Genomic DNA, 15563 nt, shown 5'->3' on the forward strand with positions numbered 1-15563 from the left:
AACTTACTCTGCTTTGAGCTCACCTTTTTCAAGCCTCAACACCTTGCTGCATTTGCGCGCCAGTTCCATGGAATGTGTCACGATGATCAAGGCTGATTTGTTGGCAGCCTTGCTGTGAATCAGGCTTTCAAACACTTGGTCAGCTGTGTCCTGGTCCAAATTGCCCGTGGGCTCGTCGGCTAAAATGGCTTTCGGATTGGTCACCATGGCACGCGCAATCGCCACGCGTTGGCGTTCTCCGCCAGACAATTCCGCAGGGCGGTGGTTCAGCCGGTGCTCAAGCCCGAACTGCTTCAACAGCACCGCACTTTTTTCACGGGCTACCTGTTTGTTTTCACCGCCAATTCGAAGGGCCATGGCCACATTGTCCAGCGCATGAAATTCTGGCAGCAAGTGGTGAAACTGGTAAATAAAGCCCAGGGTTTTGTTGCGTTCAATGCCCAGTTTGCGAACGGACCATGGCTCGATGGCCTGACCTGCCCACAACACAGAGCCGCTGTCGGCTTTTTCCAGACCACCCAGCACATGCAGCAAGGTACTTTTGCCCGCGCCAGAGGCGCCCACAATGGCCACGGTTTCGCCAGCCTGTACTTGAAAGTTCAGGTTTTTGATCACTTGCGTGGCTTGGTCATTCGCTGTGATTCCCTTGAATGCCTTGCTCAGGTTTTTGGTTTCCAGAACAACATTACTCATAACGCAGGGCCTCCGCTGGTTCGGCACGCGAAGCACGCCAGCTTGGGTAAATGGTGCTGAGCACGCTTAGCACCAGGGCCACAGTCACAATGGTGACCACATCGCTTGCGCGAGGGTCGGAGGGCAGCTGGCTGATGAAGTAGATTGATTTTGGCAAAAACTCAACGCTGAGCGCCCGTTCAATGGAGGGCACAATCGTGCCCAAATTAATGGCAAGCAACCAGCCGGCAGTTACGCCCAAAAAGGTACCTATCCAGCCAACCAGTGCGCCTTGCAACATGAAAATTCGCTGAATGGCAAATGGGCTTGCACCCAGGGTGCGCAGAATGGCGATCTCTCCGCGCTTGTCTTTCACGGTCATTACCAGCATGGACACCAGGTTAAATGCGGCCACCGCAATAATCAGGGTCAGAATAATGAACATCATGCGTTTTTCGGTTTGTACCGCAGCAAACCAGGTGCGGTTTTGCACTGACCAGTCACGAACCCACACGCTGGGTGGTAACTGGCTTTCAATGTCTCTGGCCACAAACGGGGCTGCATCCATGTCGTTTAACTTCACACGAATACCGGTTGGGCCAAGGCTGCGGTAAAAGCGGGCTGCGTCGTCAATGTTCATCAGCACCAGGCCACTGTCGTATTCATAGTGGCCAGTGCTCACCAAGGCTGTTATCTCGAAGGCCTTCAAGCGGGGAATCATGCCAGCTGGGGTCATTTGGCCTGAAGGGGCAATCAGCGTAATGCGGTCGCCCACGCTTACACCAATCTGTTTGGCCAACTCGATGCCTAGTACCACACGAAATTCGCCAGCTTGCAGGTTACTCAGGCTACCCGAAATGACTTCTTTGAAATCAGATACTTCCTGTTCTTGGGCGGGGTCAATACCGCGAACGATGGCTGGGCGCAGCAGGTCTCCATGCGCCAGCATGCTTTCGCCAGCCACATAGGGAGCGGCGCCGATTACTTTTGGGTTGGCAGCCTTGATTGCACCCACCAGCGCTTCTGGGTTCTCAAAGCCTTCTTGGGGAGCCAATACCTCGATGTGTGCAATCACCGACAACATGCGGTCGCGGACTTCTTTTTGAAAGCCATTCATCACCGACAACACCACGATAAGCGCCGCTACGCCAAGCCCAATGCCGGCCATGGACAATCCAGAGATAAAGGAAATGAACTTGTCACGGCTTCTGTGACCGCCACCGCGCACATAGCGCAGTGCAATTTCAACATCAAAGGGTAAACTAATCACAAATTGTCCCGAATTGTTCAAATGCGCTGTTGAAGTTTCAAAGCGCTCTCATTGTAGTGTGAATAAAACCGTGTCCAAACCTAGCAATGCGCCTTTGTGGGTGTTCGTTCCCAACATTCTGGTGCCCGAAATGGCGCTGCAACGCCTGTCCGCCCATGCCCAGAGCCAGTCTTTTACAGGCTTGCCAGCCGGTTTGCTGCAAACCATGGCCAGAAATGCTGCACCGAAATACCAAAACGCCGATGGGCTGGATCGCATCGAAGCCTGGTTGATGCGCTACTTGGATTCACAAGCGCAAGCAAAGTTCGACCAGTACCCGGCCTGGGCCATGCTGCAAATGCCGCAGGTTGATAGTGGCCTCGCGGCTGTAACCCCTTTCACCCGGTTTTGGGGGACAGTGGGTTGTCTGGAAATTGAACGCGATGGTGTGCGTTTTACACCGCCCGAGGTATTGCAGCTCGGCCAAACTGACCTCGACGCCTTCTGGCAAGTGGTGCTGCCCCTGTTGCAACTACACGGTTGGGCACTGAACACGCCAGCGGGTTTTCACAGTTTATTGAGTAACCCGACGCCGGTGCCCATGGAACAGGCGTCGCCGTGGTCGGTGCAGGGGATTCGCCTGACCGATTACCTGCCCATGAACCAGGAATGCAGCGACTGGCGGCGCATGTGGCTGAATATGCAGGTGGAGTTGCACAACGCCGAATTCAACAAGGCCCGCGAAGCCAAGGGATTGAAGCCCCTGAATGCGCTGTGGTTTTGGGGGGGAGGTGAGGCCTGGCAAACTGATGTGGCCGTGCCGCGTGTGAAATCGGTGTCAGAAGGTGGCGTGTTTGATGCGGTGAAAATGACCGACAGCGCAGACGAGGCTGTGAACCGATTTGTGTTCTGGACCCAGTTGTTGGGTTCTTTGCAAAAGAGCTCGGTACAAACCGAAGCGAGCGAGTCTGGGGCAAAGCCCGACAACATTTATTGCGTGAACTTTCAGGGTTGGGGCGGCAATATTGGCGTGTTCAAACTGCTGGAAAGCGAGGTGTTGCAACCCATGCGCTTGGCTGGCTTGGCTTTTAACTGGGTGCTGTTGGGCAACCATGGCTGGAAAACTTTAAGAAGCAACTGGATGAACCGATTCAAGTTTTGGCAAAACAAGCCTGACTGGGCTGTGCTGGGAGAACCTGAAATGCAGGAGGGGCCCACTGAGGAAGACCTGCAAGCTGCGTGGCAACAAGGCCAGCGCGACCAAGACAGCATTCAGGCCGAATGGGAGGGGCGGTGATGAATACCACTACCGTTGAGCACCGGGTTCGTACCCCTCGCCCGCAAGTTGAAGCGGTGCTTCGCAGCCAGGGCATGCACCCCTTGATGGCGCGCCTGATGGCAGCGCGGGGTGTGGATTCTCAAGCGGAAGCTGAAACCAGGCTCGCTGATTTGATTCCACCTTCGCAGCTCAAGGGCATTGACCAAGCCGCAGAAATTCTTGCAGACGCACTGGAGGCCGGTGCCCGCATTGTTGTGGTGGGCGATTACGATTGCGACGGCGCCACAGCCACCGCAGTGGGCGTGCGCGGCTTGCGCATGCTTCTGCAAAGCCTGGGCGCAGATGAAGAAGCTGCCAAATACCACATTGATTTTTTGGTGCCCAATCGCTTTGAATACGGTTATGGGCTAAGCCCTGAAATCGTTCAATTGGCTGCGCAGCAGTTTGAACCTGATTTGCTGGTGACCGTGGACAACGGCATTGCCAGCGTGGAAGGTGTGAACGAAGCCAATGAGCTGGGTATCGGTGTAATCGTGACCGACCACCATTTGCCTGGCGACCAATTGCCGCAAGCGCTCGCCATTGTGAACCCCAACCAGCCCGGTTGTGAGTTTCCAAGCAAATCAATCGCTGGCGTGGGCGTGATGTTTTATGTGTTGCTGGCCACCCGTGCTGTTTTGCGCGAGCGTGGCGTGTTTGATGCCGCCAGTCAGCCCCGAATTGACGCACTGCTTGATTTGGTGGCCCTGGGCACTGTGGCTGACGTGGTGAAACTGGACGCAAACAACCGCCGCTTGGTGGCGCATGGTTTGCAGCGCATTCGCGCAGGCCGCGCTCAGCCCGGTATGCTGGCTTTGTTCCATGAAGCCAGCCGCGACCCGCGCAAAGCCACCGCAGCCGACATGGGTTTCGCATTGGGCCCCCGCCTAAATGCTGCAGGCCGGCTGGCCGACATGGCCATTGGCATTCGAACCCTGCTGGCCGACGACGCGGGCGAGGCCAGTGCACTGGCCGCCCAGCTGGGCAAAATGAATGAAGAACGCAAGCGCATTGAAGCCGACATGAAACGCGATGCGCTGGAAGACATTGAAAAATTCATTAGCCAGGATGAACCCGCCGCAGGCATTGTGGTGGCGCACAGCACTTGGCACCAAGGCGTCATTGGCATTCTGGCTTCTCGCATCAAAGAACGCCTTTATCGCCCCACTATCGCATTGGCACCGGGTGATGACGGCTTCTGGAAAGGCAGTGGCCGTTCAGTGCAAGGCGTGCACTTGCGCGATGTGCTTGATTTGGTGAGCAAACGCCTGCCCGAAGGCAGCATGCCCAAGTTTGGTGGGCATGCCATGGCAGCTGGCTTAACACTTGCAGAAGGCGCAATCGACCAATTCAAAATTGAATTCGCCAGGGCCATTCTGGATTTAAGCGACCCCAGTGTGCTTACCCAGGTGGTTGAAACCGATGGTTCAATTCCTGCAGATTACATTGCAGCCAGCGCAGCCGATTTGCTGGAAACTCAGGTGTGGGGGCAAGGCTTCCCGGCACCCCTGTTTTGTGATGAGTTTGAGGTGCTTGAACACCGTTTGCTGAAAAACGCACACAGTAAGTTCACTTTACGCCGCGACGGCAAAACCTTTGTGGCCCTGCGCTGGCGCGCCGTAGAGGCACTACCGGCCAAAGTGAAACTGGCTTACCGGTTTGAACGGGACACCTTCACAGGCGGTGATGCGGTGCAAATCATTGTGGAACACGTGTTGTAGGGCAGCTTGCGTTACAATATCGGGTTACGCACATTGAATTTGTTAGAGAAACATGGAAGCCGAACGCCTGAATGCCATCATCAACGCCCTGACTGACCTCGCCGACCGCGCAGGCCAGTTGCGGAGGTATCTTTGACGTCGACCGCAAGGCCGAGCGACTCACAGTAGTTGACGCCGAACTGGAAGACCCCAACGTTTGGAACGACCCCAAACATGCGCAAGAATTGGGCAAAGAAAAAAAGATGCTGGACGGCGTGGTGGTGACCATGAACACCGTGCAAGCCAACATTAGCGACGCGCAAGAGCTTGTCGAAATGGCGCAAGCCGAAAGCGACTTTGATACGCTGGAAGCCATTGAAAGCGATGTGGCCGAATACGAAAAGATCATCGCCGATCTGGAATTCCGTCGTATGTTCAGCAACCCTGCAGACCCATCCAACTGTTTTATCGACATCACCGCTGGTGCGGGCGGCACCGAAGCCCAAGACTGGGCGAGTATTTTGCTGCGTCAGTACCTGCGCTATTGCGAACGCAAAGGCTTCAAAGTTGAGGTGATGGAACAATCCGACGGCGATGTGGCAGGTATCAAATCAGCCACCGTCAAAGTGGAGGGTGAATATGCTTTCGGCTATTTGCGCACCGAAACTGGTGTGCATCGCCTGGTTCGAAAATCACCATTCGATTCCTCCGGCGGTCGCCACACTTCTTTTGCGTCGCTTTTCGTGTATCCCGAAGTGGATGATTCTTTCGAAATCGAGATCAACCCGGCCGATGTTCGCACCGACACCTACCGCGCCAGCGGAGCAGGTGGTCAGCACATTAACAAAACCGATTCCGCGGTTCGCTTGACCCACATTCCTACCGGCATTGTGGTGCAGTGTCAGAACGACCGTTCCCAGCACCGCAACCGCGATGAAGCCTGGGGCATGTTGAAAGCCAAATTGTACGAGTTCGAGATGCGCAAGCGCATGGCCGAGCAACAGGCTTTGGAAGACACCAAAACCGATGTGGGCTGGGGTCATCAAATTCGCAGCTACGTGCTAGACAACAGCCGCATCAAAGACCTGCGCACCGGTGTGGAAATTTCCAACACCCAGCGTGTACTGGACGGCGACCTCGACCCATTCATTGAAGCCAGCTTGAAGCAAGGTATCTAAACCATGAACGACAAAATACAAGCCGCTGGTGACGAACAGCCAGTTGACGAAAATCAGATTATTGCCGAACGCCGCGGCAAGCTGGCCAAACTGCGCGAGAAGGGCCAACCTTTCCCCAACAGCTTCAAACCTGAACACCGCGCTGCCGATTTGCATGCCCACTATGGTTTGCTCGACAAAGAAACACTCGATCCGCAGGGCATTGAAGTATCTGTGTCTGGTCGCATGATGTTAAAGCGCGTGATGGGCAAGGCCAGTTTTGCAACAGTGCAAGACGGCACTGGCCGCATTCAGTTTTACATCAACAACGAAGGCGTGGGCGAAGACGTTCACGGCGAATTCAAGCACTGGGATTTGGGCGACATCATTGCTGCCAAAGGCAAGCTGTTCAAAACCAACAAAGGTGAGTTGAGCGTGCATTGCACGGAAATCCACTTGTTGGCCAAAAGCCTGCGCCCTTTGCCTGACAAATTCCACGGCTTGGCTGATCAGGAAATCAAGTACCGTCAGCGCTACGTGGATTTGATCGTGTCCGAGCAAACACGCGACACCTTTGTTGCGCGCTCAAGAGCCATGTCATCGGTTCGCAATTTCATGGCCGACCACGGTTTTCTGGAAGTGGAAACGCCCATGTTGCACCCCATTCCTGGTGGCGCATCGGCCAAGCCTTTCATTACCCACCACAATGCACTGGACATGGAAATGTACTTGCGCATTGCGCCCGAACTGTATTTGAAGCGCCTGATTGTGGGCGGTTTCGAGCGTGTGTTCGAGATCAATCGCAATTTCCGCAATGAGGGTGTCAGCCCACGCCACAACCCTGAATTCACGATGATGGAATTCTATGCGGCGTACTGGAACTACCGCGACTTGATGGACTTCACCGAGCAGGTGATTCAACACGCCGCCACCACTGCGACCGGCAGTGCGAGGTTGACTTACCAAGGCCGCGAACTGGACTTGTCCAAGCCGTTTGCACGCCTGACGATTGTTGAGGCGATTCAGAAATACTTCCCGGAATATAGTACGGAAGACTTGCAGAACATTGACTACCTGAAAAAGGCCTTGGCCAAGAAGGGTGTGCATGTGGACAAAGAGCCTGCGCTGAAAAACGCGGGCATCGGTGCATTGCAGTTGGCCTTGTTTGAAGAAACGTCTGAAAGCCTGTTGTGGGAACCCACCTTCATCGTGGACTACCCGGTTGAAGTGTCGCCCTTGGCGCGTGCCTCGGATGCCAATTCACAAATTACCGAACGGTTTGAATTGTTCATCACTGGCCGTGAAATTGCCAACGGTTTTTCTGAGTTGAACGATCCAGAAGACCAAGCCGACCGGTTCAAAAAGCAGGTTGAGGCCAAAGAAGCGGGCGATGATGAAGCCATGTTCTTTGATGCTGACTTCATTCGTGCGCTTGAATATGGCATGCCACCCACTGGTGGTTGCGGCATTGGTATCGACCGTTTGATGATGCTGATTACCGATAGCCCCAATATTCGCGATGTGATTTTGTTTCCGCATCTAAGGCGCGAAGATTAATCAAGTTTGACTCACCGTGCATGCGTGTTTACAGCACCGTGCGCGGTTTGTATTCGACGCATGTGTTAGTTCTCCCAACGTGTAAGCTCACCGCACGTATCCCACCATCCCGCCTTGGCGGGCTTTCATCCCTTCTTGATTGCTGGCTCGGTTCATGCGAAACGCAAAAGCGTGTTCGCATCGATTGCTTGCGCAATCGCCCCTCGCTGCCCATCAAGCCGGAAGCCCACCTGAAATCGGCGGAACGGCGCGACACATGCAGCGAACCTTTGTCTGGTGACACACAACTGAGCATTTAATTTGCTTACTGTGGTCATGCCATTACACTGAGCATCCAGAATATTTCCCGGCTCACTATGCGTCGTTCAGCCTTTTTTGTGTTCGTTGCTTCCCTTCCGATTGTTTCTGCATGTTCCGCGTTTGATCAACGACTATCAACTCAACTGTTTATGCATTCGAGAACAACATGCGAGTTGACATTCAAATCTCATGAAGTGCTAATCATCGAGAATTTTTGCGACACTGATCAGAGACCAATCTTAATCAAGACGGCTGATCACGAAATCAGGTCTGACTGGATCGATGAACGGACTAGCCGCTTTCTCTTTCAGGAAGGTTGCGCCAGTTCAGATGAATGTTTCTATGAGCTGAGTACAAACGAAGTCGGGGTGCGTGGCCGCTTCTCATATCGAATCAATATGACAGAAGGTGAATACAGCTTCGAAGTCGATAAGTCTGGACAGTCGAAGGTGTTTAAGCAGTCATCCAAGGATATTCCGTCTTGAAAGGATTATCACAGACTTTTTTAAGTCTCTGCGCATGTCGCTTCATCTCGCCGATTTCAGGTGGGCTGCCCGCTTGATGCACAGCGAGGGGCGATTGCGCTAGCAATCGATGCGAACACGCTTTTGCGTTTCGCATGAACCGAGTCAGCAATCAAGAAGGGATTCAAGCCCGCCAAGGCGGGATGAAGCAACAAGCGCAGAGGCCATCAAGAAACCGACGGGATGAAGCAACAGGCGCAGAGGCAATCAAGAAGCTGGCGATGTCTAAAAAACCGTCACCGCCACCTTCAAGGTATGTTCCCCGCCACCATGCACCACACCCCGCATCGGCGGCACATCCGCGTAGTCTCGCCCAACTGCCACAGTCACATACCGGGTATCCGGCAACTGGTTGTTGGTCGGATCGAAGTCTACCCACCCTACATCAGGACCACACCACAGTGAAACCCAGGCGTGGCTGGCATCAGCACCCAACAGCTTGGGTTGCCCTGGCGGTGGTTCGGTCAGCATGTAGCCGCTTACATAGCGGGCTGAAAGCCCCAGCGAGCGAAGCACGCCCAACATGACATGCGCGAAGTCCTGGCAAACGCCCTCGCGGCTTTGCATGACCTCCTCAACCGTGGTCTGGATGGTGGTGGAACCACTCTGGTAGCTGAATTCCCGAAAAATACGCTGCATCAAGGCCTGCCCGGCGTGCACCACCTGGCGCCCGGGCCAGAAATCGAGACTGCCATAATCGCGCAGCGAATCGAGCAAAGGCACATGCTTGGATTCAAACCTGAACTGGTAATCGTCAGAAATTGCCTGGCCAGCTTGGTAGCGCAGCTGGTCCACCAACTCATTCCAGCTTGGACTGATCAAATCGTCAATTGGCCCTGTGTGTAAAAAGCTGCTCACCTCGACTTCGCTTTCGCTGTGCACTTCGAGGTGATCGTGTGGGTAATTCATCTCGAAGTGATGAACGACATTGCCGAATGCATCGGTGTTGCTTTGTACGGTCGACGGGTTGGGGCGAATTTTCAGCGTGTGCGAAATCAGCTTTTGACCCTTGCGCAAAGGCCCGGCTTCCATGCCTTCGCCTTCTTGCGGCTGCAAAATACAAATTTGCTGCGAGCATTCCGCAGGTTGTTGATAGTCGTAGTCGGTAACATGGGTCACCTTTCTTCTTTCCGAGAAGGGCATTGATTTATCTTCCCTGAATGACCTGGTCGGGCAACTCTGCCAGTCTGAAATATTGGGCACCCACAAGGTCTGAAACTTTGTAGGCCGTGTCGAGTAATTCTTGCAGCCAAACGCGCAATTTGCGCCCGGTATCGGCCGGGAAGGGCGGTTGCAGTCCCTCCAGGCTCAGGCCGTCCGGCATGTCGCCATTGCGGTACACGCTATTGAACAGTTGTCGAATCTGGCTGGTGTCGCCGGGCAAGCGGTCAATCACAATGTCCAGCTTATACAGAATTCGGCGAATGGCATAGGGCGCATCTTCGTCAAAGATCAATAAGTCGAGTGTGGGCAACCATTCAAAGCGGTGTTGATAGCGCGACCTGTAGGTGATGGTGCTGTCGGCCAAGGCGATGGCCAAAGCCAGGCCGTGTTCGCCCGCGCGCCCAGGCATGCTGGTCAGTGACAGCAAACAATCGCAGGCACCGCACAAACGTTCAAGTTGACGGCCCAGTTGCAAAAAGCGCCAACCGTTGTCGCGAGTCATGTGGTCACTTTGCTCGCCGTGCATGGCCAGCAAATACAACTGAACCTGCTCCAGCGAAGCGGTGGGCAAGCTGCGTTGAAAACGTACCCAGTCCGGCTCGATCAGCACTTTGGCGCAATCGTTCAGCAATCGCCAATGGCCGCTGCTCAAGCGCTCCCTCAATTGCCCAGCAACATTGGCAAGACCGTTCAATTGTCCCGCAAGCCCAACGGCAGGTGGCGCATCGATTCCGGTTTTGTACCAGAGCCGTTCAAGAATATTGGCCTCAAGTTCATCCTGGTTCAGAGGTTCAGCCGGGTCAAACTCGGTACTCAATCCTTGTTTGCCGCACAATTCATGCAACAAACCCAAGGTCGTGGTGTCCAGGTATTCTTCTTCGTTCAGCAACAATTGCGCGCGCATTAACAGGCGCAATGAAAAACTGGCCCGCTCGGTGTAACGCCCAAGCCAAAACAAATGCTCCGCAGCCCGACTGGACACTGGCCTGCGCAACGCCTGCAAATCTTTGGCTTGCAGTTTTTCTTTCAGGTTGGTGGTGCGTTCGACAGGTTCGCCGCTGCGCACCCAAGTGTCCAGGCTGGTGCCGCCTTTTTGCATGCTCACAATGCCGTGTTGGTCACCGGCCACGCGGGTCAGCCCACCCGGCATCACGGTGTAGTTGCCCTGTCCATCGGTCACGGCAAACAGGCGCAGCATCATGGCGCGTTCTTCAATACCGCCAGCACCGGTCCAGATCGGTACGCGCGAAAGCGGTATCAATTCCTGAAGGGTGTATTGCGAGGGTCGCTGACTGATTTTGGATAACCAGGCCCGCTGTTCTATTTCATCCAGCTCCGAGCCCATGATGGATTCCATGGTGCGTCCTCGGCGGTTTGGTCCAGTGGATTTAATCACCAGGTTGTTCAGCCGTTCGCTGGCCTGCGCCCATGCAGGTGATTCGCCGCACCACCAGCTGGGCACGCTGGGCAACAGCAAATCTTCTTGAAGGTAGTGTTGGCCTAGCCCCGGCATAAAGCCGTGTATGGCCGGGCTTTCCAACCAGCCTGCGCCGGGCATATTGGCCATGACAACACCACCGGTGCGAATAGCCTGCAAGAGGCCGGGCACGCCCAGTTGGGAATCCTCGCGCAGCTCAAGCGGGTCGAGCCATTGGTCATCCGTTCTGCGAATCAATCCATCGATGGGCTCAAGTCCATTCACGGTTTTTAGAAACACATTGTTGTTGCGCACGGTCAGGTCGCTGCCTTCAACCAGCGAAATACCCAGATAACGCGCCAGGTAGGTATGCTCAAAATAAGTTTCGTTGTACGGGCCAGGGGTCAGCAGGGCAATGCGTGCATTTTCACCCTTGGGCGAAAGCCTGCGGATACCATCGATGTAGTCGCGGTAAAAACCGGCCAAATGCTGAATGTGCATTTCTCGAAAGCCGCGTGTAAAACTGCGCGAAATACTCAGACGGTTCTCAAGTGCATACCCAAGCCCGGAAGGGGCCTGCATGCGATGGGTGATCACCCACCATTTGCCATCCGGGCTGCGGCCGAGATCGAACGCCACCATGTGCAGCCACACCTTGTTAGGTGGTTCCGTGCCTTGCATTTGCGGCAAGTAGCCTGAATGCCCAAAGACCAGATCTGCAGGGAGCAGACCTTTGGAAAGTAATTCGCGCTTGCCATACACGTCGGCCATCATCGCATTCAACAGGCGCGCACGTTGGGCAATCCCGGTTTGCAGCACCGCCCAATCAGCCTGGTCAATGATGAAAGGCAGCAAGTCGAGCGACCAAGGGCGCGAGGTGCCCTGTGCGTGGTCGGCGTACACATTGTAGGTAATGCCGTTGTCGCGAATTTGCTTGGCCAGGGCATTGAGCTTGCTGTCCAGGTGATCGCTAAGCCCGGTGGTGGGCAATCGGCTGACGAAATCTGCCCATGCTGGGCGCAGAACACCTTTGACCGCCAGCTCGCTGTAGTACGCGCTGGTGCCTTGAAGGATGCTCTGCTGCCAGGGCACCTCGACATTTGCTAGGGTGGTGTTCGGGTTCGCGCTCAAAGCGGTCACTGCCTAAAGTTCGGTGCCCTATTGTAAATGCCTAACACCATCTTAGGTCTAGTGTGATGGGGAACTCGGGTCTTCCGCTTGGGCTTTTTACACTAACCTTGCCATGGGTATGGCCCATGCGGAAGAAGCGGGTTAGGCGTCGGCTTTCTGCTTCGAAGGCATTCACCGGGAATAGGTCATAATTGCGCCCGCCCGGGTGGGCTACATGGTACTGGCAACCACCCAGGCTGCGGCCATTCCATGTGTCGATCAAGTCGAACACCAAGGGGGTGTGTACGCCAATAGTGGGGTGCAGGGCGTTGGGTGGTTGCCAGGCCCGGTAGCGCACGCCAGCCACGTATTCGCCCTCGGTGCCCGTGCTGTGCAGGGGTACTTTTACACCATTGCAGGTCAGGGTGTAGCGTTCATCGACAAAGTTTTTTACTTTCACTTCCAGGCGTTCAAGTGACGAATCGACATACCGCACAGTGCCACCGGGCGCGCCTTCCTCGCCCAATACGTGCCAGGGCTCCAGGGCGCTGAATAACTCCACCTCAACACCACGGCTGGAAAAGTCGCCCATCTTCGGAAAACGGAACGCAAAGTGCGGTGCAAACCAGTCCATCTGGAACGGGAAACCGGCAGCATTCAGATCGGCCACGACATCTGCGATGTCGTTTTTGACGAAGGTGGAGAGCATGAACTGGTCGTGCAGGCGTGTGCCCCATTTCACGAGCCTTGCCGTGTAAGGTGTTTTCCAGAATTTGGCAATCAGGGTGCGCAGCAGCAGTTGCTGCGCTAGGCTCATTTGAGCATTCGGTGGCATCTCGAATGCACGCAACTCAAGCAGGCCCAGGCGTCCTGTGGAGGTGTCGGGGCTGTACAGCTTGTCAATACAAAATTCGCTGCGGTGGGTGTTACCTGTCGAATCGATCAAAATGTTGCGCAAAAGGCGGTCGATAATCCACGGTGGCGGGTTGCCTCCGTGTTTCTGCATTTGTTTTTCAAGCTCGGTCAAGGCCAGTTCAAGTTCATGCACTTGGTCGCTGCGTGCTTCGTCTACGCGCGGGGCCTGGCTGGTAGGGCCAATAAACAGGCCTGAGAACAAATAGGATAAGCCTGGGTGGTTGTGCCAGTAACGCAGCAGGCTGCCCAGCAAATCAGGGCGGCGCAAAAAAGGGCTATGTTCTGGGGTTTCACCGCCCATCACGAAATGGTTGCCTCCACCCGTGCCGCTGTGCCTGCCATCCAGCATGAATTTTTCGGTAGAAAGGCCAATTAGTCGCGCTTCTTCATACAAATTCGTGGTCAGGTGCAATAGCTCACCCCAGTTTTTGCTAGGTTGAACATTCACCTCCAGCACGCCTGGATCGGGTGTAACTTGCAACATGGTCATCCGCTTGTCACGCGGGGGAGGGTAACCCTCCAGCACCACAGGCTGACTCATCGCCTCGGCGGTATCTTCAATTCTGGCTACCAGTTCAAGATAATCGTCGAGTACCTCGAGTGGGGGCATGAACACATACAAATGTCCGTTGCGTGCCTGCACACACATGGCGGTACGCACAATGTGCGTGGCCGATTCTTTCATTACAGGGGCCTTGTCATCGGTCACACTGGCTGCACTTGCTTTGGCACTGGGCTTTTGCAGGGCCACGCGTGAAGGAGCAGGGGGTGCGAACGGGTCGGCAGGAATGGTGTATGGATAGTCCTTTTTAGCCACCCAGGGTTGTGAATCCAGCGGCAGGCGATAGCCCATGGGCGAATCGCCCGGAATCAGGTACATACGTTCGTCTCGCAAAAACCACTGCCCTGTGCGCCATTGGCCTTTGGTTGATTGAATGGGCAGGCAATAGCCCACTTCCTCGGTCAGCCCTTGGGTAAACACCTTGTTCAGGCGCTTGCGCTCAAGTGGGTCGTCCAGCCTTGAATCGAATGGGTCCACATTCACGGGCAGTTTGCGCTCTCGCCACATGTAATACCAAGCGTCTTCGAAACCAGGCATCACGTAGCGCGGGTGTAGCCCCAAGCGGCCGCACAACCCTTCCATAAACTGTTTGGCGGTGGCGTTGTTTGCTTTTCCATCCGCTTGTTCATGGCTGAGCAGTTTCGGGTTTTTCCAGATTGGCTCACCGCTTTTCAGCCAGTACAGCGAAAGTGCCCAACGCGGCAACTGCTCGCCGGGGTACCACTTGCCTTGACCAAAGTGATATAGGCCGCCCTTGCCATAATATTTGGCGAGCCTATTCAGCATCTTGATGCCGTATTCGCGTTTGGTGGGCCCCAGTGCATCAATGTTCCACTCAGCAGCACCCCGGTCTGTGTTGGCCACAAAAGTGGGTTCGCCACCCATGGTCAGGCGTACATCCAGTGCGTCAAGTGCTTTGTCCACTTCAAAGCCCAGTGCTTCAATGCCCGTCCATTGCTCATCAGAATAAGGTTTGCTGGTGCGCGGCGATTCATACACGCGCTGCACGCTCATTTCATGTTCAAACTCAACTTCGCATTCATCCAGCGTTCCGGTGATGGGTGCTGCGCTGCTGGGTTCAGGTGTGCAGGCCAATGGGATGTGGCCTTCTCCAGCCAGTAAACCGGAAGTGGGGTCCAAGCCTATCCAGCCGGCACCAGGCAAATACACCTCGCACCAAGCATGCAGGTCGGTGAAATCTTTTTCGGGGCCATCGGGGCCGTCGATGGCTTTGACGTCGCTGGTCAGTTGAATCAGGTAGCCCGAGGCAAACCTGGCCGCCATGCCCAGTCTGCGGAAAATTTGTACCATCAGCCACGCAGTGTCGCGGCAGGAACCAGACCCGCTGTTCAGCGTTTCATCGGGTGTTTGCACCCCCGGCTCCATGCGGATCAGGTACTTGATCCGCTTGGCCAAATCCTGGTTCAGAGCCACCAGAAAATCGATGGTTTTAACCCGGCTCAAGTTCATCTCGGCCATGTAGGCGTTAAAAGCCTTTCCTGTGTGGCAGGGCACTAGATAGGGTGCAAGTTCCTGGTCTAGCGATGCATCGTATTTGAAGGGGAAAAACTCAGCCGCTTCTTCGAGGAAAAAATCGAAGGGATTCAACACTGACATTTCAGCCACAAGGTCCACCGCGATTTCCAGCATCTCGGTGCGCTCGGGAAATATCAAGCGCCCCATGTAATTGCTTTGCGGGTCTTGTTGCCAGTTGATGAAGTGGGTTTGCGGCAACACCTTCATGCTGAAGGAGAGAATGCGCGTGCGGCAGTGCGGGGCCGGGCGTAAACGCACCACTTGGGGGCCCAGGTTGATCAGGCGATCGTAGCGGTAGCGTGTAATATGGCGCAGAGCAACGTGAATAGACACTGTGTAATCCCAAAAATGAAGCCGAACAAACAAAACCCGTTTACAGCAT

9 protein-coding genes are annotated in these 15563 nt (G+C 54.9%); 4 read left to right on the plus strand and 5 right to left on the minus strand.

Going from position 1 to position 15563, the window contains the following annotated elements; translation table 11 throughout:
• Positions 1 to 3: 3 nt before the first annotated feature.
• Positions 4 to 693 (minus strand): ABC transporter ATP-binding protein, encoded by a 690-nt coding sequence (locus BSZ31_RS10140; RefSeq protein WP_105028656.1) that lies wholly within the window; start codon positions 691 to 693, stop codon positions 4 to 6.
• Positions 686 to 1939, minus strand: a complete 1254-nt coding sequence (locus BSZ31_RS10145) for a lipoprotein-releasing ABC transporter permease subunit (protein WP_105029829.1) — start codon at positions 1937 to 1939, stop codon at positions 686 to 688. The genes BSZ31_RS10140 and BSZ31_RS10145 overlap by 8 nt, the downstream gene beginning before the upstream one ends.
• A 73-nt stretch (positions 1940 to 2012) precedes the next feature.
• On the opposite strand from BSZ31_RS10145, the gene BSZ31_RS10150 reads away from it, so the two are divergent.
• The 4 genes from BSZ31_RS10150 to lysS all read left to right on the plus strand — a co-directional run bounded on the left by BSZ31_RS10150 (position 2013) and on the right by lysS (position 7653).
• Positions 2013 to 3218, plus strand: coding sequence for a hypothetical protein (locus tag BSZ31_RS10150; protein WP_146106662.1), 1206 nt, complete (start codon positions 2013 to 2015; stop codon positions 3216 to 3218).
• Complete coding sequence (gene recJ, locus BSZ31_RS10155; protein WP_105028658.1) at positions 3218 to 4960, plus strand: single-stranded-DNA-specific exonuclease RecJ; 1743 nt, start codon at positions 3218 to 3220, stop codon at positions 4958 to 4960. Before BSZ31_RS10150 ends, recJ begins: the two co-directional genes overlap by 1 nt.
• 52 nt (positions 4961 to 5012) lie before the next feature.
• A protein-coding gene (prfB, locus tag BSZ31_RS10160) for a peptide chain release factor 2 (protein WP_105028659.1) occupies positions 5013 to 6117 on the plus strand; the annotation gives its coding sequence in 2 pieces (ribosomal slippage) (positions 5013 to 5093 and positions 5095 to 6117; 1104 coding nt in all).
• A 3-nt stretch (positions 6118 to 6120) separates the two neighbouring features.
• On the plus strand, positions 6121 to 7653 hold the full coding sequence (gene lysS / locus BSZ31_RS10165) for a lysine--tRNA ligase (protein ID WP_105028660.1): 1533 nt from the start codon (positions 6121 to 6123) through the stop codon (positions 7651 to 7653).
• A gap of 1049 nt (positions 7654 to 8702) precedes the next feature.
• Here lysS and BSZ31_RS10175 read toward each other — a convergent pair.
• From BSZ31_RS10175 to BSZ31_RS10185, 3 genes are read right to left on the minus strand one after another with little or no spacing between them, the layout of a single operon-like run.
• A complete protein-coding gene (locus BSZ31_RS10175; RefSeq protein WP_168426931.1) occupies positions 8703 to 9596 on the minus strand; it encodes a transglutaminase family protein in 894 nt (297 codons plus the stop codon).
• A 28-nt stretch (positions 9597 to 9624) separates the two neighbouring features.
• Positions 9625 to 12189, minus strand: a complete 2565-nt coding sequence (locus BSZ31_RS10180; protein WP_168426932.1) for a circularly permuted type 2 ATP-grasp protein — start codon at positions 12187 to 12189, stop codon at positions 9625 to 9627.
• A 40-nt stretch (positions 12190 to 12229) separates the two neighbouring features.
• A complete protein-coding gene (locus BSZ31_RS10185; RefSeq protein WP_105029830.1) occupies positions 12230 to 15514 on the minus strand; it encodes a DUF2126 domain-containing protein in 3285 nt (1094 codons plus the stop codon).
• Between the last annotated feature and the right edge of the window lie 49 nt (positions 15515 to 15563).

The sequence above is a fragment of the Limnobacter sp. SAORIC-690 genome, from assembly GCF_002954425.1.
Lineage (GTDB): Bacteria > Pseudomonadota > Gammaproteobacteria > Burkholderiales > Burkholderiaceae_B > Limnobacter > Limnobacter profundi.